The following is a 17,285-nucleotide window of genomic DNA, read 5'->3' as shown; positions in this document are numbered from 1 at the left end:
GGGTCTGTGAACGTCACCGAACGAGGCGAGCTGATCGTGGTCGGCTTCGCCGTGCGCACGAGCAACGCCGACGAGATGGATCCGGCCCGGGCCAGGCTGCCCGGGCTCTGGCAGCGGGCGGGGGTGCCGGGGGCCTTCGCACACGTGCCCGGCCGCGTGGACGAAAACCTCTACGCGGTGCTGACCGACTACGAGAGCGACCACCACGGCGCCTACACGCAGATCGTCGGCACGGGCGTGCGTACGGCGCCGCGGCTGCCCGAGGGCATGGTGGCCGTGCGGGTGCCGGCAGGTCAGGCGCTGAAGCTGGAGGCGCGCGGCCCGATGCCGCAGGCGCTGGTCGAGTCGTGGCAGGAGGTGTGGAAGCACACCGAGTCGGGCGGTACGCCGTCGCGCTCGTTCACGACCGACCTCGAAGTGCACCACCGCGACGGCGTCGACCTCTACATCGCCGTCTGACCGAAAACATCCCAACGGCCGGAACGAGGGGCCGGGATACACGGGCCGGGAGGACGAGAGAGCCCGGTCAGATGCCGAGTGCGACGGCCGCCGCTTCGACGGCCGTCGGCTTGACCTCCTCCAGCGCCAGCTCGGCGTACTCCACCACACAGTCCGACATGCCGCCCAGCGCCACCGTCGCCCGGATGTGCTGCTCCCGCGTCAGGTCGGGCCCGAGCAGCAGGGCGACGATCTGCCGCCGCCAGCCGAACACGCGCGTGCCCAGGTCGAGGTGGCTCAGCGTGGACAGGTCGCGCACCATCATGACGATCACGTCGCGGTGCCGCCACATCAGGTCGAAGTAGTCGCCCAGCAACCGCCTGGGATCGCCGCCGGTCGGCTCGCGGTCGTCGACGAACCGCTGGAAGTCCTCGATCAGCGGCTGCACGATGCTGCGCACCAGGTCGTCGCGTGAGGCGAAGTGGTAGTAGAGCGCGGGCTTGGTCAGGCCCAGCCGTTCGGAGATCTGGCGCAGGCTGGTGTTCTGCACGCCTTGCTCGACGAACAGTTCGCGGGCGACCGCCAGGATGCGGCTCTTCGTGTCACCGGGCATGCAGCCCACCCTAGTACTTACCTACCGTTAAGTAAGCACGCGTGCTACCGTCTTACTTAACGGTAGGTAAGGAGGAGCGATGAGGATCCTGATCTCCGGAGCGAGCGTGGCGGGGCCGGTGCTGGCGTACTGGCTCGTCCGCGCGGGCTTCGACGTCACCGTGGTCGAGCGCGCGCCCGCTCCGCGCAAGACGGGCGGGCACGCGGTCGACCTGTTCCGGCCCGCGATGGACATCGTGGAACGCATGGGCGCGCTGGAGCCGGTCATGGCGCATGCGACCGGCACGCACACGCTCACCATGCACACCGAGAACGGCGCGCGAGCGGCCGAGCTGGAGATGCGCAGGCTCATGGGGGCCTTCTCCGACCGGCACGCCGAGATCATGCGCGACGACCTGAGCGAGATCTTCCACGACCTCACCCGCGACGACGTCGGCTACGTCTTCGGCGACTCGATCACGTCGATCACGCAGGACGGGGAGGTGACGTTCGAGCGCGGCGCGCCGGCCGCGTACGACCTGGTGATCGGCGCCGACGGCCTGCACTCCAACGTGCGCCGCCTGGTGTTCGGCCCCGAGGAGGACTTCACCACCTGGATCGGCGCCTACCTGGCCGTCGCGTCGGTGCCCAACCACCTGGGTCTCGACCGCAGGGTCGAGGGCCTCGTGGGGGTGGACAGGACGGCCGCGATGTACGGGGCGGCGCACATGGAGGACGCGCGGGCGGTGTTCCTCTTCAGGACGCCGCGCCCGCTCGACTACCACCACAGGGACGTCGCCCGGCAGAAGGAGCTGCTGCGCGATCACTTCGGCGACGCCGGCTGGGAGGTGCCGAGGCTCCTGGACGAGGCGGACCGCTCGCCCGCCTTCTACTTCGACTCGATCACCCAGCTCCGCCTCGACACCTGGTCACAGGGCCGGGTGACGCTGGTGGGCGACGCGGGATACTGCCCGGGGCCCGCGGTCGGGGGCAGCACGAGCCTGGCGGTGGTGGGGGCGTACGTGCTCGCGGGAGAGCTGGCCGCCTGCGACGGCGACCACACGCGGGCCTTCCCCGCCTACGAGGCCGAGCTCGGCGAGTACGTGCGCCGCAGCCGGACGTTCGCGGTCAACGCCGCGCGGAGTCTCATGCCCGGCGGCCGCTTCGGGCTGTGGGCGCTCAACCGCGGCCTGCGGCTGGTCAACCGCCTGCCGACCGCCCTGACCAAGGCCGTGGCGCAGGGGACGAGCAGAGGCGTGCGCCTGCACGACTCGATCGTGCTCAAGGACTACGCGGCGAAGGACGGTCGCACGCCCTCACGCGAGCACTCCAAGGGCGCGTAGTTTGTCCGCCTCCTCTGCCGGCAGGCCCCACTCCGACAGGTCGGTCAGGCGGGTGGCGGGGGAGAGGCCCTGGCGGGGCGTCCCGAGCAGCCGGGGCGCGGGCACCGGATGGGTCACGCCGCTCACCTGGACGAACGATTCCCTGGCGACGTTGTGCGGATGGGCGGCGGCCTCGGCCATGGACAGCACGGGCGAGACGCAGGCGTCCGAGCCCTCGAAGAGGGCCTCCCACTCGGCCCGCGTGCGCTTCCTGAACTCCTCGGCCAGGCGTGCCCGCAGCGCGGGCCACTGGGCCCGGTCGTTCCTGTCGGGCAGGTCGGTCAGGCCCATGAGGCCGACCATCGCCTCCCAGAACTGCGGCTCCAGCGCGCCCACGGCCATGTGCTCGCCGTCGGCCGTCTCGTAGGTGTCGTACTGCGGGGCGCCGGTGTCGAGCAGGTTGGTGCCGCGCGGGCCCCAGTGGCCGCTCTGCACCGCCTGGTAGAACATGGAGAACAGGATGGCCGCCCCGTCCACCATGGCCGCGTCGATCACCCGTCCGGCGCCGGTGCGCTCCCGTTCGAACAGGGCGAGCAGCACCCCGTACGCGAGCATGAGCCCGCCTCCGGCGAAGTCGCCCAGGATGTTCATCGGCGGCGTCGGCCGCTCGCCCTCGTGCCCCAGCATGGACAGCACGCCCGAGACCGCGATGTAGTCGATGTCGTGCCCGGCCGTCGGGGCGAGCGGGCCGTCCTGGCCCCAGCCGGTCATCCGGCCGTAGACGAGCCGTTCGTTGACCGCGTGCAGGTCGGCGGGCCCGATGCCGAGCCGTTCCGCCACGCCCGGCCGGAACACCTCGATCACCACGTCGGCGTGGCGCACAAGCTCCTTGAACGCGGCCACGCCCTCGGGCGACTTCAGATCCAGCCCGATCGTGTGCTTGCCGCGGTCCATGACGTCGGCGCGGGGGCGGTCGGAAACCGCTCCGACCCGGTCGACTCGCAGGACTTCGGCGCCGTGATCGGCTAGCATCATCCCCGCGAACGGCCCAGGAGCGAGCCCGGCGAGCTCCAGCACTCGCACACCGGACAGGGGACCCTGGCGAACCTCAGGCATCGGACTCTCCTCGTTGCTGACCCTGCCTCAGTAGAACAACATTCGGTGATCTGGTGCAAGCGGCCTTTCCGACTTCCCGCGAAGTCCCGGGAGGTATGGGAAACTTGCCCACTGTTCGGGTGGTCTACAGGCGGTCGCGTTCAGCGTCCGTCTGCAGCAGGCGCGTGCGCCGCTACAGGGGTAGGACATGGTTTCGGATGGCAACCGGCTCATCGCAGGGCGCTACCAGTTACTGCGCGAACTGGGTCGCGGGGGGATGGGCGTGGTCTGGGAAGGCCGCGACACACTGCTGAACCGGCAGGTGGCGATCAAGGAGGTGCTGCTGCCCGACGGGCTGTCGCCGGGCGACCAGGAGCGTCAGCTGCTGCGCACCGCCCGCGAGGCACGCACCGCGGCGAAGCTCAATCACCCTTCGGTCGTCGCGGTCTACGACGTCGTCGAGGAGGGCGGCCGGCCGTGGATCGTGATGGAGCTGGTCAGCCATCCCTCGGTCGAGCAGGTCGTGCTGACGACGGGCGCGCTGCCCGTGCGCGAGGCGGCGAGCGTGGGCCGGCAGGTGCTGTCCGCCCTGCGGGCCGCCCACGCGGCCGGCATCCTGCACCGCGACGTCAAGCCGAGCAACATCCTGCTGTCCGACGACGGCCGGGCCGTGCTCATGGACTTCGGCATCGCCACCGTCGAGGGTGACGCGTCGCTGACGCGGACCGGCATGGTCACGGGCTCGCCGAGCTTCCTGGCGCCGGAACGGGTCCGCGCCGAGAACGCCGGCCCCGAGTCCGACCTGTGGTCGCTGGGCGCCACGCTGTACGCGTGCATGGTCGGCCGCTCCCCGTTCGAGCGCGGCGACGCCATGGCCACGCTCAACGCGCTGCTCACCGAGGAGCCCGACTACCGCAGGATCCCGCCGATCATGCACCCGATCCTGAAGGGCCTGCTCCGCAAGGAGCCCCAGGACCGGGTGGGCGTCGAGGAGGCGGACCAGCTGCTCGCGGCCATCCTCGCCGCCAAGCCCGCCAGCGCCGACCTCGACTCGCCCAGAGAGCGCAAGAAGGGCTCGGGCCCCGGCCGGGCGCTGCTCGCGGCGGCCGCCACGGTCGTGCTGGTCGTCACCGGCGGCACGGTGGCCTACTTCAGGACCGCCTCGCCCGCCGAAGGCGCGCCGCGCACCACCACGCAGCCGGCCGCGGCGACCAGCCCGCTCACGCCGACCGCGGCACCGACGCCGAGCACGACGCCGTCCGCGACCCCGTCGCCCAGCGTGACCAGGCTCGCCCCGGCCGTGCGGGCGTGGCGGTCCAAGGACGGCTGGTCGATCATGCGGCCGATCGGCTGGCGCGGAGCGCTCGGCGAGGGCTACACCGAATGGACCCGCAGAGACGGCAACGCCCACGTCGGGGTCGAGTCCTTCTACGCCAACCGCGACGCCAACCAGGTCATGCGCGACTCGGAGGAGCGGCTCAAGGCCGAGGCCCAGACCGTGATCAACCGCGGCCGCAGGATCGTCTCGCACCGAGGCGTCAAGGCCGTGGAGTGGGAGTTCACCTGGATCGCGGGCGAGACGAGCGACGCGCCCTGGGTCCGGCCCGGCACCCGCTACCACGAGGTCCGGCGGGTCGTCTCGACCGGGGACGCCGCCTACCTGCTGTCGTGGACGGTGGCCGAGGGGCAGTGGGTGCGCAGCAGAGCCCTGATGCGCCAGGTGATCGCCAGCTTTACTGTGAGGGCATGAGTCCCTGGAACCTGCTCGCCCTGCCGCCCCTCCCCGAGGAGCTCATCCGCCGCCTCCTGGCCCCGCTCGGCGACCGGGTGACCATACGCGTCCCGGCCACCCGTGACCGTGCGGCGCTCCTCGCGGCGCTGCCTGAGGCGGAGATCGTGCTCGGCGACTGGACGGGCGCGCTCGTCCTGGACGCGGAGGCGGTCGCGGCGGCGCCCCGGCTGGCATTCGTGCAGCAGCCGTCGGTGGGCGTGGACGGTCACGACCTCGCCGCTCTGAGCGCCGCGGGCGTGCCCCTGGCCAACACGCCGGGCGTCAGCGCCGTGGCGGTCTCCGAGTGGTGCCTGGCCGCGGCCATGTCGCTGGCGCGCAAGCTGGGCGCCGCCGACGCGGCCGTACGCGCCGGAGAGTGGCCCCAGCAGGGGCTGCAGCCGCGCGAGCTGCACGGGCAGCGGGTCGGGATCGTCGGCTACGGCCCGATCGGCGTCGCCTGCGCCCGGCTGTTCCGCGCGCTCGGCTGCGAGGTCTCCTACTGGACGCGCACCCCGCGCGAGGACCCCGGCCACACCGACCTGGACACGCTCGTCGCCGGCAGCGACGTGCTGGTCGTCGTGATCGCGCTGTCGGACGAGACCAGAGGGCTGATCGACCCCGCGCGCATGAAGCAGGGCGCCCTGCTCGTCAACGCGGCCAGGGGCGGCGTGGTGGACCAGGGCTCGCTCGTCACCGCCCTGCGCGAGGGCTACCTGGGCGGGGCCGCCCTCGACGTGTTCGACGTCGAACCGCTGCCCGCCGGCGACCCGCTGCGGGAGCTGCCGAACGTCCTGCTCTCCCCGCACGCGGCCGGCGTCACCCCCGAGGCCAGCGGCCGGCTGCTCGCCGCAACCGTGGAAAATCTGGCCGCCGCGGTCGAGGGTGGGGAGGTGAACAGCGTGGTCAACGGCGTAATGCCGGTGATCTTCAGGAAGTTTACGCAATCGCCTGCTACGTAGGGGATTCACCTGGCACGATGAACAGTTTTCGTGTCTTTAACGACCCCGGTCTGGTCCGGATCGGCCATGGGAGATACCGTCTTACGGACGATCTCTACCAGCTCAAGGGGGTGCTCTCGTGACGACGAAGATGTCGACACACCGACGGGCAGTAGAGCAGATCCGGCAGTCGTACGCCGAGATTCCCGGCGACGCCGCGCCCCGCCTGGCCAAGTCCACGTCCAACCTGTTCAGGTTCCGCGACGGCGGCAGGACGGCCAAGCTCTCGGCCAGAGACCTCGACGAGGTCATCAGCGTCGACCCTGAGACCATGACGGCCGAGGTCCAGGGCATGACCACGTACGAGCACCTGGTGGACGCCACGCTGCCGCACGGGCTCATGCCGTACGTGGTGCCTCAGCTCAAGACGATCACGCTGGGCGGGGCCGTGACCGGGCTCGGCATCGAGTCCACCAGCTTCAGGGACGGGCTGCCGCACGAGTCGGTGGAGGAGCTGGAGATCCTCACCGGCGACGGGCGCGTGGTGGTGGCCCGCGACGACAACGAGCACCGCGAGCTGTTCCGCGCGTTCCCCAACTCCTACGGCACGCTCGGCTACGCGCTGCGGATCAGGATCAAGCTGCGCAAGGTGCAGCCGTACGTGCACCTGACCCACCTCAAGTTCACCGACGCGGGCAAGTGCATGCTGGCCATGCAGGAGATCAGCGAGAGCATGGTCCACGACGGCGAGAGCGTCGACTTCATCGACGGCGTCTTCTTCGAGCCGGGCGAGATGTACATCACGCTCGGCCGCTTCGCCGACCGCGCCCCCTACGTCTCCGACTACACCGGGATGCGGATCTACTACCAGTCGATCAGGCAGCGCAGCCGCGACTGGCTGACCGTCCGCGACTACCTGTGGCGCTGGGACACCGACTGGTTCTGGTGCTCGCGCGCCTTTGGAGTGCAGCAGCCGGTGGTCCGCTCGCTCATGCCGCGCCGCTGGATGCGCTCCGACGTCTACCGCCGCCTGGTGGCGCTCGACCGCAAGCACGGCCTGACCGCCCGCGTCGACAGGTGGCGCGGCCTGCCGGTGAGCGAGGCGGTGATCCAGGACGTCGAGGTCCCGGTCGAGCGCGGGGCGGAGTTCCTGGAGTTCTTTCACGACAAGGTGGGCATGACCCCGGTGTGGATGTGCCCGCTGCGGGCGGCCTCGCGGTGGCCGCTCTACCCGCTGGAGCCGGGCAAGCTCTACGTCAACTTCGGTTTCTGGGGAATGGTGCCGCTGCCGCGGGGGCAGTTCGACGGGTATTACAACCGGCTGATCGAGCACTCCGTGCACGAGCTCGACGGCCACAAGTCGCTCTACTCGACCTCGTTCTACGCCCGTGAGCGGTTCTGGCAGCTGTACAACGGCGACGCCTATTGGCCGGTCAAGCGGGATTACGACCCGAACGGTCGCCTGCTGGACCTGTACGAAAAGTGTGTACGGGGAAGGTGAGCAGATGGCTCTGGCAACCATCTTTGAAAAGATCGTCGGCCGCGAAGCGAACATCGCGTTCACGGCTTACGACGGAAGCAAGGCGGGGCCCGACGGCGCCGACCTCGCGATCGAGGTGAAGTCCCCGATCGCGGTGGCGTACCTGGCCCACGCACCGGGGGAGCTCGGCCTGGCCAGGGCATACGTGTCCGGCCATCTCGACGTCCAGGGCGACCTCTACGCGCTGCTGGACCGCATGTGGAACATCACGACCAACGACCTGACGACATCCGAGAAGCTGGCCGCCGTCCGCGCGCTGGGCGTCAAGCCCCTGCTCATGCGCGTGCCCCCGCCCCCGCAGGAGATGCGCCAGAGCGCGCTGGCCCGGCTGGGCTCCAGGCACGCCAAGCAGCGCGACGCCGAGGCCATCCACCACCACTACGACGTCTCGAACCGCTTCTACCGGTGGGTGCTCGGCCCGTCCATGGCCTACACCTGCGCCTGCTACCCGGGCGAGGACGCCACGCTGGAAGAGGCCCAGTTCGCCAAGTTCGACCTGGTGGCGCGCAAGCTCGGCCTTGAGCCCGGCATGCGTCTGCTCGACGTGGGCTGCGGCTGGGGCGGCATGGTCATGCACGCGGCCCAGCACTACGGCGTCAAGGCCCTCGGCGTCACGCTGAGCCGCCAGCAGGCGGAGTGGGCGCAGAAGGCCATCGCCGACGCGGGTCTGCAGGACCTGGCCGAGGTCCGGTTCATGGACTACCGCGACGTCAAGGAGACGGGCTTCGACGCGGTCAGCTCCATCGGCCTGACCGAGCACATCGGCAAGGACAACCTGCCGTCGTACTTCGATTTCCTGTACGGCAAGCTCAAGACCGGCGGCCGGCTGCTCAACCACTGCATCACCCGGCCGACGGGCAAGGAGAAGACGTTCAACAAGGGCGGCTTCATCAACCGCTACGTCTTCCCCGACGGGGAGCTGGAGTCGGTGGGCTGGCTGATCAGGCAGATGGAGGACCTCGGCTTCGAGATCCGCCACGAGGAGAACCTGCGCGAGCACTACGCCAAGACGCTGCGCCACTGGTGCGACAACCTCGATGCCAACTGGGACGACGCGGTGCAGGAGGTCGGCCTGGGCACGGCCCGGGTGTGGGCCCTTTACATGGCCGGCTGCATCGTCGGCTTCGAGCGCAACAAGGTCCAGTTGCACCAGGTGCTGGGCGTCAAGCTTGACCAGAACGGGCGCTCGGGCGTTCCGCTGCGGCCGTCCATCGACTGGCCCTGACAGATCGTCGGCCCTGACAGATCGTCTGGCACGGTCGGCAACCGAGTACGGCCGGATCACCTAGCACGGCCTGATCGTCGAACGGCGCGACAGGTCCGCGGGTCTCACCCCGCGGACCTGTCGCGCCGTTCCGCTGTGTGGGGCGTCTGTGTGCGGCCTCTTGTGCCCTCGCACAGCTTCTGCCCCGGTGCATCGTGACTTTCACCGATTTTCGGCGAAAGGCTATGGGCAAGTCGGAAATTTCGCCTTATATTACGGCGCAGAGCAGCGTTATCCCCCTTGCTTTCCGACTCACGTGACCCGGCATCCGCCGACGGCCGGCCCGGCGATGCCGCACCCCCACCCGCGCCGTACCAGGGCGCCCTCAACGAGATGGGCCAAGTCATGCGGAGATTACCCCTCTTATCCGCTCTGCTGATCATCGCGCTCTCCTTCCTGACCGTCCCCGCCCACGCGACCGTCCCCGCCCACGCGACCGTCCCCGCACGCGCGGGCGCCGACGTGCCGCCACAGGTGCCGGGCGTCACCCTGCGCACCTATGACGTCCAGGTCGAGCTGTCCAAGATGTGCACGCTCAAGCCAGGACAGACGCCCAACGTGGACAAGCTGATGCCCGCGATCGACTGGACGTCCGACGCCGACTTCGGCCTCACCGACCTGTTCGTCACCGAGGTCACCGGCAACCTGTCCGTCCCGGCCGCCGGCACGTACGAGTTCCGGCTCATCAGCGACGACGGCTCCCGGCTGCGGATCGGCGACACCGTCGTGATCGTCAACGACGGCCGGCACGGGCCGATCGCGGTGGACGGCACGATCACGCTGACCGCCGGCTACCACCCGCTGCGCGTCGACCACTTCGAGCACCTGTACGGCCAGCAGCTCAGGCTGGAGTGGAAGCCGCCGGGCGCCCAGGCGTTCACCCTCGTCCCGACCGAGGCGCTGAGCACGGACGCGGACGTCGTCCGGGTGACCTCCCCCGGCCGCAAGGAGTGCGAGAGCGGCGCCGACTCCCCGGGCGACGGCCTGCCGCTGCAGGCGGTGCACCCCGACTACACCCTCACCGACCTGCGACCGGCCGGGTTCGAGCCGCAGGTGACCGCGATGGCCTGGCTGCCCGGCGGCCGGCTGGCGGTCACCACCTGGGGCGGCTCGGAGAACCGGCTCGGCGAGGTGTACCTGCTGAGCGGCGTGACCGGCACGACCTCCCCGGCGCGGGTGACCGCCAAGAAGATCGCCGAGGGGCTGCAGGAGCCCATGGGCATCGCGTACGTGGACGGCAAGCTGTACGTGTCGGAGAAGTCCCGCCTGGTGGAGCTGAACGACACGAACGGCGACGAGGTCACCGACTCCCTCAGGACGGTCGCGACCTGGCCGTTCGGCGGGAACTTCCACGAGTTCGCCTTCGGCCTGCTCTACCGGGGCGGTCACTTCTACCTCAACCTGTCGGTGGCCATCGACTACGGCGGCGCCACCACCGTCCCGCAGCCGGCCCGCGACCGGGGCGTGACCGTCAAGGTCAGCAAGGCGACCGGGAAGGTCGAGTATCTCGCCGGCGGCCTGCGCACCCCGAACGGCATCGGCTGGGGCCCGGACGACGACCTGTTCGTGCTGGACAACCAGGGCGGCTGGCTGCCGGCCTCGAAGCTGGTGCACATCGAGAAGGGCCGCTTCTTCAACCACTACACGACGCCCGAGGGCCTGTTCGACGCCGGGGCGGTGAGCCCGCCGGTGCTGTGGCTGCCGCACAACGAGATCGCCAACTCGCCCAGCACGCCGCTGCTGATGAAGCAGGGCAGGTACGCGGGTCAGCTCTTCTTCGGCGACGTCACGTACGGCGGGATCCAGCGGGCCTACCTGGAGAAGGTGAAGGGTGAGTACCAGGGCGCGGTGTTCCGGTTCACCCAGGGGCTTGAGGCGGGCGTCAACCGGATCAGCCTGGGGCCCGACGGTGCCATCTACGCCGGCGGCCTGGGCGCGGGCGGCAACTGGGGCCAGCCGGGCAAGCTCACCTACGGCCTGCAGAAGCTGACGCCCGGCAAGGAGAAGGCGTTCGACTTCCTGAAGATGCGGGCGATCGAGGGCGGCTTCGAGCTGGAGTACACCCAGCCGCTGTCGGCGGAGACGATCGAGTCGCTGGCCGGCCGCTACCAGCTCACTCAGTGGCGCTACGTCCCCGCCGTCACGTACGGCGGCCCGAAGGTGGACGAGGAGCCGCTGACCGTCACCTCGGCGAAGGCGTCGGGCCGGAAGGTCACGCTGAAGGTGGCCGGCCTGAAGCCGGGCCGGGTGGTGCACCTGCGCTCGCCGCGCCCGTTCAGCTCCGCCTCAGGGGAGCCGCTGTGGAGCACGGAGGCGTGGTACACGCTCAACTCGCTGCCCGGCGGCGCGAGCGCCGACACCACCTATGAGGCCGAGAGCGCGGCCCAGAGCGGCGGCGCGAAGCTGAACACCGATCACCCCAGCTACTCGGGATCCGGGTTCGTGGACGGCTACTGGAACGCGGGCGCCACGACGCGGTTCGCCGTCCAGGTGGAGCAGGCCGGCACCTACCACGTGGGCCTGCGTTACTCCAACGGCCCCGACCCGGCGCCCGGTACCAAGTCGCTCAGCGTGTACGTCAACGGCACCAAGGTCAGGCAGGCGCAACTGCCGTCCACGGGCACGTGGGACCTGTGGGCCACCCGGGTCGAGCCGCTGGCGCTGAAGGCGGGCGTCAACACGATCGCCTACCGCTACGACACCGGCGACACGGGCAACGTCAACCTGGACGCGATCACCGTGGCCGCCCGCCCGGTGCTGGAGGCCGAACGGGCCACGCTGCGCGGCGGTGCCGCGGTCAGCACCGCCCATCAGGGCTTCACCGGCACGGGCTTCGTGGACGGCTACAGCAAGCCGGGCGCGAGCACGTCGTTCTCCGTCCGGACCGACGCGGCAGGCACGTACAACGTCGGGCTGCGTTACGCGGCGGAGGCGGGCACGTCGGTGAGCGTGCACGTCAACGGCAAGAAGGTCAGGCAGGTACGGCTGGCCGCTACCGGCGGCCGGGACGCCTGGGAGGTGCAGACCGAGGCGCTGCCGCTCAAGCGCGGGACGAACACCGTCGTCTACCGCTACGACTCCGGCGACGGGGGCAATGCCGGGCTCGACCACGTCACGGTGTCGAAGGGGGAGCGGATCACCCTGTTCGACGGCTCCAGCCTGGCGGCGTGGGAGAGACGAGCCGGCGGTGCGGCGACGTGGCCGGTCGCGAACGGCTCGATGGAGTCGTACGGCGGCGACATCCGCACCCGGCGCACGTTCGGCGACTTCACCCTGCACGTCGAGTGGTACGAACCCGACTACCCGCCGGAGGTGACCGGCCAGCAGCGCGGCAACAGCGGCGTCTACCTGCAAGAACGCTATGAGGTGCAGGTGCTGGAGTCGTACGGCGACACCACGCCTGAGGCCAACGAGGCGGGCTCGATCTACTCCAAGCGCGCGCCCGACCGCAACATGGCCACCGCGCCCGGCACCTGGCAGACGTACGACATCACCTTCCGCGCGGCCCGCTTCACCAGCGCGGGCGCCAAGGTCGACGACGCCAGGGTGACGGTCGTCTGGAACGGGACGGTGGTGCACGACGACGTCGCGGTCGACGGCGGCACCGGCGACAACATCCCGGAGAACGCGGCCTCGGCCGGCATCCGCCTCCAGGACCACGGCGACCCGGGGGAGAACCCGCGCTTCCGCAACGTGTGGATCGAACCCGTCACCTGATCCGCGAGGGGGTCTGGCCCGGCCGGGGCCAGGCCCCTTGCGGCTCTTGATCGATCGGCCGGGAGAGCCGACGATCGAGGCAACGCCCCCACTCCTCCGGAGGAACCCATGCTCCGCCGTCTCCTGCCGGCCACCGTCCTCGCCGTGGCCGCCGTCACCGCCGTCACCACGGGTCCCGCGCAGGCCCGCGCCTGTAAGCACGGCCACGCGTGCGTCACCGTCTTCTACAGCGACTCCACCCGCACCACCGTGGTCGGGGAGAAGTACGAGGACTGCGACGGGGCAGTGGACATGTGGGGCGTCCGCAGCGGCTACCAGGACTTCTACGAGAGCCCCTGCTGACGCGAGAGCCGTCCCCGCCCCCGGTGACGCCGGTGGCAGGGACGGCTCAGGACTTCTCGGCCGGCGGGGTGGCGGTGCGGAGCGTGCGGTCAGGTCGTGGTGCAGGCGGTGCCGTTCAGGGTGAAGGCGGCCGGTTCGCCGGTGCCGCCGCCGTGGGTGGCCTGGAAGCCGAACGAGGCCGACGCTCCCGGCGCGACGGCGCCGTTGTAGGGGGCGTTGCGGGCCGTCACCTGGCCGCTGGACGGCGACACCGTGGCGTTCCAGGCCGAGGTGATGGTCTGGCCGGCCGGCAGCGTGAAGGCCAGGTTCCACGAGGAGAGCGCGGCCGTGCCGGTGTTGGTGAGCTTGACCTCAGCGGTGAAGCCGGTGTTCCAGGTGTTCATCGTGTACGTGACCACGCACGTTCCCACCGGCTGGGTGGGGGAGACGGTGGGGGACACGGTGGGTGATGTGGTGGGGTCGGGGCCGCTGCCCGACAGGCCGAAGAAGTCGATGGCCGCGGCCGCCATCCCGCCCTGCGGCAGGCTGTGGCCGACGCCCGCCAGGCTGATCGCCTCCACCGGGGCCATGGTTCCGGTGCCGCCGTAGCGGGTCCTGGCCCAGCCGGCCCGCGGCTGGTCGCTGAGGCTGGGGGTCTGGCTCACGCCGTGGACGTTCGTCCACTGCTTGATCTGCTCCTGGAAGTTCGGATAACGCAGCGTGGCGTCCTCGGTGCCGTGCCAGATCTGCATGCGCGGGCGGGCGCCGCTGTAACCGGGGTAGGCCCCGCGGACGAGGTCGCCCCACTGCTGCGGCGTCCTGACGACCTGGCCGTTGGCGCAGGCGCTGTTCCAGCTTGAGCCGTCGGTGGTGGCGAAGCAGGCGAAGGGCACGCCCATGAACGACGCCCCCGCCTTGAACACGTCGGGGTAGGCGCCCAGCAGCACGTTGGTCATCATGCCGCCGGAGGAGGCCCCCATCACGAACGTACGGGCGGGGTCGGCGTTGTAGCGCGCCTGCACGTACCTGACCATGGAGACGATCCCCACCGGATCGCTGCCGCCGTCGTGCCGCAGCGCCTGCGGCGAGGATACGTCGTAGCAGGAGCCGCTCCTGGTCGCGGACGGGTAGATGACGACGAACTTGTGCCGGTCGGCGAGCGAGGCGAACTCCGTGCCCGAGTAGAAGGCGGGGCCCGAGCCGGTGCAGTAGTGGACGGCCACCAGCAGCGCCGGGCGGGCGGGGACGCCGTCGGGGACGTAGAGGTGCATACGCAGGCCGGTGGGGTTCGCGCCGAAGCCGGTCACCTCCGTGAGCTGGGCCGACGCGGCCGGGGTCGCGGTGATCAGGCCGGCGGTCACGAGCGCCGCGGCGGCGATCACGGCGCTCGCGATACGTGCTCTCAGCTTCATCGAGGTCCTCTCGCTCGGCGGCCGAAACATTGCGAGTGTCCAAAGAAAATTTCGGCATCGCAATGTCGCCAGTGAGCTGACCGGCCGGCGCGTTCGTGAGCTGCGGGTGAGCGGCGGCGCTCCGTGAAAGTTTCGGCTACCGGAGGAGAGGCGCTCCTGCCGCGTCGTCGTCCGCGAGCTGCTTGAGCGTGCCGGTGAGGGCGGCCCAGGACTGCTCGGCGTCCGGCGTGCGCGCGTGCGGCGAGCGGAACCACTCGACGAACTCCGCCACGTCGTCGAGCGCCCAGCGCAGCCGGTAGAGCGCGAGGGTGTCATCGTCGGGGCGGCGGCCGGTCGCGTCGGCGTAGCGGGCCAGGTCGTCCGCGTCCCTGGCCACCAGCCACAGGTCGCGCTCCGGCGGGGCCATCCCGACCGTGTCCCAGTCGACCAGCAGCAGCCGCTCTCCCGGTGCCCGCAGCAGGTTGCCCGGATGCGGCTCCCCGTGCGTCACCACGGGCTCGCCCGGCTCGGCCGCTCGCCGGTCGAACTCGGCCAGCCTGCGCCGCAGCACGGTGGCGTACTCGGCGATCAGCTCCTGCGCCGGCCGCGCGTACGGGCCGCCCAGCCAGGGCAGGGAGGGGTCGCCGAGAGCCTGCTCCAGGGCGGCCCGCCCGGACAGCTCCAGCGGGCGGGCCGGGGCCGGCAGCGGCGGCGGCGTGCGGTGCAGCTCGGCCAGCAGGTCGATGATCTGGGCACGCTCGCCGGCCGGCGGCTCGTCGCCGAAGTCGCCGGCCCGGCCCTCCTCGTACGGGAACACGCTCATGGCGTGACGTCGGGCGTCGAGCCGGCGCAGGGTCGTGCCGTCACCGGCGCGCAGCGGCGCCACCACGAACCCGAGCCCCGCCTCCTCGCGCAGCGTGGCGGCTGTCTCCATGGCCAGCCGCAGCCCGTCGAAGGTCCGCCGGCGCACGTCGGCGACCGTGACGAACCAGCGCCGCCCGCCCCGGCCGCCCGCGACCCAGTGGAAGTCCCCGAAGCCGACCGGCGCGTAGTCGAGCGTGGCGGCCTCGATGCCCCACGCGGCCAGCGCGGGCCGCAGCAGCCCCTCGTCGAAGTCGTCCGGCCGATCTCGCATGGAGGCCAAGCTACCGAACCCCGGCCCGACCGAGCACGCGGATAAGCGGACAAAGGGGTCCGAGGCGCGGAGCCCGCGCCTCGGAAGAGAGACGGTCAGCGCAGCTCGCGCTTGAGGATCTTGCCGGTGGCGGTCATCGGCAGCGAGTCGCGGAACTCGATGATCCGCGGGTACTTGTAGGCCGCCATGTTCTCCCGGCTCCAGGCGATCAGCTCGTCCTCGGTGATCGTCGACCCCGGCGTGCGGATGATGTACGCCTTGACCTCCTCGCCGTGCGACTCGTGCGCGACGCCGACGACGGCGGCGAGCGACACGTCGTCGTGGCTGATCAGGACCTCTTCGATCTCGCGCGGGTAGACGTTGAACCCGCCCCTGATGATCATGTCCTTGGCCCGGTCGATGATGGAGTAGTAGCCGTCGGCGTCGCGGGTGGCGATGTCGCCCGTACGGAACCAGCCGTCCTTCATCACCTCGGCCGTCGCCTCGGCGCGGCCGTAGTAGCCCTTCATGATGTTGTGGCCCCTGATGGCGATCTCGCCGGGCCCCTCGCCCTCGACGGTCTTCCAGTCGCTGTCGACCAGCTTCATCTCCACGCCCCAGATGGGCGTGCCGATGGTGCCGGGCTTGGTGGGCCGGCCGGGCTGGTTGAAGCTGGCGACCGGCGCGGTCTCCGACAGCCCGTAGCCCTCCAGGATGCCGATGCCGAAGGTCTTCTCGAAGTCCTTGAGCACCTCGACCGGGGAGGACGCGCCGCCGGCCACCGCCACGCTGAGCGACGTGGGCACCTCCGCGCCGTCCGCGTGGATCTTGGTGAGCATGCCCCAGTACATCGTGGGCACCCCGGCGAAGAAGGTCACCTTCTCCTTGACCATGAGCGCCAGCGCCTCGCCCGGGTCGAAGCGCGGCATCAGCACCACCGTGGCGCCGCGCAGGAAGCCGGTGTTCATCACGACGGTCTGGCCGAAGGAGTGGAACAGCGGCAGCACCGCGAGGTAGGTGTCGCCCTGCTCCGCGTCCGAGGGGAACATCTTGTCGCTGACCATGGCGTTGAGCAGCATGTTCTGGTGGCTCAGCTCGGCGCCCTTGGGCTGGCCCGTGGTGCCCGAGGTGTAGAGGATCACCGCGGTGTCGTCGGGGGCCGTCTGCACGGTCTGGAACTCCGCCGGCATCCCGCCGAGGGCGGCCCAGATCGACTCGCCGTGCTCGGACTCGGTGGCCAGCGGCGTAGCGGGCAGCACGAAGAAGTGCTCGCAGCCCTCCGCCGCCTCGAAGCCCGCCCGGCCGCGCTCGCCCAGCGGCAGCTCCGGCGTGCCCTCGAAGCAGAACAGCGCCTTGGCGTCGCTGTCGTCGAGGTGGTAGGCGATCTCGCGTGACTGCAGCAGCACGTTGAGCGGCACCACCGTGGCACCGGCCTTCAGGATGCCGAAGTAGACGAACGGGAAGTAGGGCAGGTTGGGGCAGGCCAGCGCGACCTTGTCGCCCTTGGTGATTCCGCGTGAGATCAGCAGGTTCGCGACCTGGTTGGCCACAGTGTCGATCATGGAGTACGGCAGCCGCATGTCGCCGAAGACGATGGCGGTGCCGTCGGGGGTGTTTCTGGCGCTGTCCTCCAGGACGATCGACAGATTCAGCATGACGCCTTCCTCCCTCTAGAACCGGCTTCGGCGCCATCTTCGCAGGCCCCACATACCGACTGGTAGGTAACTCAGGTCACAACTGGATATGGACGCGCGTGAGCCCTTCCGCTAAGCAAGGAGGACGT

The 17,285-nt window shown here is 70.6% G+C and carries 13 protein-coding genes; 8 read left to right on the top strand and 5 right to left on the bottom strand.

Going from position 1 to position 17,285, the window contains the following annotated elements:
* Nucleotides 1–6 precede the first annotated feature (6 nt).
* Nucleotides 7–459: an effector binding domain-containing protein gene (locus AB0C28_RS13180; protein WP_357843421.1), complete on the top strand. Its 453-nt coding sequence runs from the start codon at nucleotides 7–9 to the stop codon at nucleotides 457–459.
* 67 nt (nucleotides 460–526) lie between these two features.
* On the opposite strand, the gene AB0C28_RS13175 is transcribed toward AB0C28_RS13180, so the two are convergent.
* Nucleotides 527–1,051, bottom strand: coding sequence for a helix-turn-helix domain-containing protein (locus AB0C28_RS13175; RefSeq protein ID WP_358074237.1), 525 nt, complete (start codon nucleotides 1,049–1,051; stop codon nucleotides 527–529).
* 79 nt (nucleotides 1,052–1,130) lie between these two features.
* Here AB0C28_RS13175 and AB0C28_RS13170 point away from each other — a divergent pair, with 79 nt between their 5' ends.
* A complete protein-coding gene (locus tag AB0C28_RS13170) occupies nucleotides 1,131–2,372 on the top strand; it encodes an FAD-dependent monooxygenase (protein ID WP_357843427.1) in 1,242 nt (413 codons plus the stop codon).
* On the opposite strand, the gene AB0C28_RS13165 is transcribed toward AB0C28_RS13170, so the two are convergent.
* Nucleotides 2,346–3,467, bottom strand: coding sequence for a CaiB/BaiF CoA-transferase family protein (locus tag AB0C28_RS13165; protein ID WP_357843430.1), 1,122 nt, complete (start codon nucleotides 3,465–3,467; stop codon nucleotides 2,346–2,348). The genes AB0C28_RS13170 and AB0C28_RS13165 overlap by 27 nt on opposite strands.
* Nucleotides 3,468–3,654: 187 nt before the next feature.
* Between AB0C28_RS13165 and AB0C28_RS13160 the strand changes: the two genes are divergently transcribed.
* The 6 genes from AB0C28_RS13160 to AB0C28_RS13135 all read left to right on the top strand — a co-directional run bounded on the left by AB0C28_RS13160 (nucleotide 3,655) and on the right by AB0C28_RS13135 (nucleotide 13,018).
* Entirely contained in the window at nucleotides 3,655–5,196 is a 1,542-nt protein-coding gene (locus AB0C28_RS13160) for a protein kinase (RefSeq protein WP_357843433.1), read from the top strand.
* On the top strand, nucleotides 5,193–6,176 hold the full coding sequence (locus AB0C28_RS13155) for a 2-hydroxyacid dehydrogenase (RefSeq protein WP_357843436.1): 984 nt from the start codon (nucleotides 5,193–5,195) through the stop codon (nucleotides 6,174–6,176). Before AB0C28_RS13160 ends, AB0C28_RS13155 begins: the two co-directional genes overlap by 4 nt.
* 130 nt (nucleotides 6,177–6,306) lie before the next feature.
* Nucleotides 6,307–7,656, top strand: a complete 1,350-nt coding sequence (locus AB0C28_RS13150) for an FAD-binding oxidoreductase (RefSeq protein WP_357845260.1) — start codon at nucleotides 6,307–6,309, stop codon at nucleotides 7,654–7,656.
* A gap of 4 nt (nucleotides 7,657–7,660) precedes the next feature.
* Nucleotides 7,661–8,920 carry a cyclopropane-fatty-acyl-phospholipid synthase family protein gene (locus tag AB0C28_RS13145; protein WP_357843439.1) on the top strand — a complete coding sequence of 420 codons (1,260 nt, stop codon included), beginning with the start codon at nucleotides 7,661–7,663 and terminating at the stop codon, nucleotides 8,918–8,920.
* A 384-nt stretch (nucleotides 8,921–9,304) separates the two neighbouring features.
* The gene (locus AB0C28_RS13140; RefSeq protein ID WP_358074234.1) at nucleotides 9,305–12,676 is read left to right on the top strand and encodes a family 16 glycoside hydrolase; all 3,372 of its coding nucleotides are present in this window, start codon (nucleotides 9,305–9,307) and stop codon (nucleotides 12,674–12,676) included.
* A gap of 108 nt (nucleotides 12,677–12,784) precedes the next feature.
* A complete protein-coding gene (locus tag AB0C28_RS13135) occupies nucleotides 12,785–13,018 on the top strand; it encodes a DUF6289 family protein (RefSeq protein ID WP_357843444.1) in 234 nt (77 codons plus the stop codon).
* An 89-nt stretch (nucleotides 13,019–13,107) separates the two neighbouring features.
* Here the strand turns inward: AB0C28_RS13135 and AB0C28_RS13130 are convergent, their stop codons facing one another.
* The 3 genes from AB0C28_RS13130 to AB0C28_RS13120 form a co-directional block, all read right to left on the bottom strand.
* Nucleotides 13,108–14,409: a PHB depolymerase family esterase gene (locus AB0C28_RS13130; protein ID WP_358074231.1), complete on the bottom strand. Its 1,302-nt coding sequence runs from the start codon at nucleotides 14,407–14,409 to the stop codon at nucleotides 13,108–13,110.
* Between the two features lie 136 nt (nucleotides 14,410–14,545).
* Nucleotides 14,546–15,523, bottom strand: coding sequence for an aminoglycoside phosphotransferase family protein (locus AB0C28_RS13125; protein ID WP_357843450.1), 978 nt, complete (start codon nucleotides 15,521–15,523; stop codon nucleotides 14,546–14,548).
* A 95-nt stretch (nucleotides 15,524–15,618) separates the two neighbouring features.
* Nucleotides 15,619–17,157, bottom strand: coding sequence for a long-chain fatty acid--CoA ligase (locus AB0C28_RS13120; RefSeq protein WP_357843453.1), 1,539 nt, complete (start codon nucleotides 17,155–17,157; stop codon nucleotides 15,619–15,621).
* Between the last annotated feature and the right edge of the window lie 128 nt (nucleotides 17,158–17,285).

The sequence above is a fragment of the Nonomuraea sp. NPDC048892 genome (genome assembly GCF_040649735.1).
Lineage (GTDB): Bacteria > Actinomycetota > Actinomycetes > Streptosporangiales > Streptosporangiaceae > Nonomuraea > Nonomuraea maheshkhaliensis.
Note: the sequence above shows the minus strand (reverse complement) of the source record. Positions and strands in the feature narration are given on the sequence as shown.

Coding starts and splice junctions, on each gene's coding strand:
- AB0C28_RS13175 (WP_358074237.1), bottom strand. CDS start 1,051: ATGCCCGGTGACACGAAGAGCCGCATCCTGGCGGTCGCCCGCGAACTG.
- AB0C28_RS13170 (WP_357843427.1), top strand. CDS start 1,131: ATGAGGATCCTGATCTCCGGAGCGAGCGTGGCGGGGCCGGTGCTGGCG.
- AB0C28_RS13165 (WP_357843430.1), bottom strand. CDS start 3,467: ATGCCTGAGGTTCGCCAGGGTCCCCTGTCCGGTGTGCGAGTGCTGGAG.
- AB0C28_RS13160 (WP_357843433.1), top strand. CDS start 3,655: ATGGTTTCGGATGGCAACCGGCTCATCGCAGGGCGCTACCAGTTACTG.
- AB0C28_RS13155 (WP_357843436.1), top strand. CDS start 5,193: ATGAGTCCCTGGAACCTGCTCGCCCTGCCGCCCCTCCCCGAGGAGCTC.
- AB0C28_RS13150 (WP_357845260.1), top strand. CDS start 6,307: ATGTCGACACACCGACGGGCAGTAGAGCAGATCCGGCAGTCGTACGCC.
- AB0C28_RS13145 (WP_357843439.1), top strand. CDS start 7,661: ATGGCTCTGGCAACCATCTTTGAAAAGATCGTCGGCCGCGAAGCGAAC.
- AB0C28_RS13140 (WP_358074234.1), top strand. CDS start 9,305: ATGCGGAGATTACCCCTCTTATCCGCTCTGCTGATCATCGCGCTCTCC.
- AB0C28_RS13135 (WP_357843444.1), top strand. CDS start 12,785: ATGCTCCGCCGTCTCCTGCCGGCCACCGTCCTCGCCGTGGCCGCCGTC.
- AB0C28_RS13130 (WP_358074231.1), bottom strand. CDS start 14,409: ATGAAGCTGAGAGCACGTATCGCGAGCGCCGTGATCGCCGCCGCGGCG.
- AB0C28_RS13125 (WP_357843450.1), bottom strand. CDS start 15,523: ATGCGAGATCGGCCGGACGACTTCGACGAGGGGCTGCTGCGGCCCGCG.
- AB0C28_RS13120 (WP_357843453.1), bottom strand. CDS start 17,157: ATGCTGAATCTGTCGATCGTCCTGGAGGACAGCGCCAGAAACACCCCC.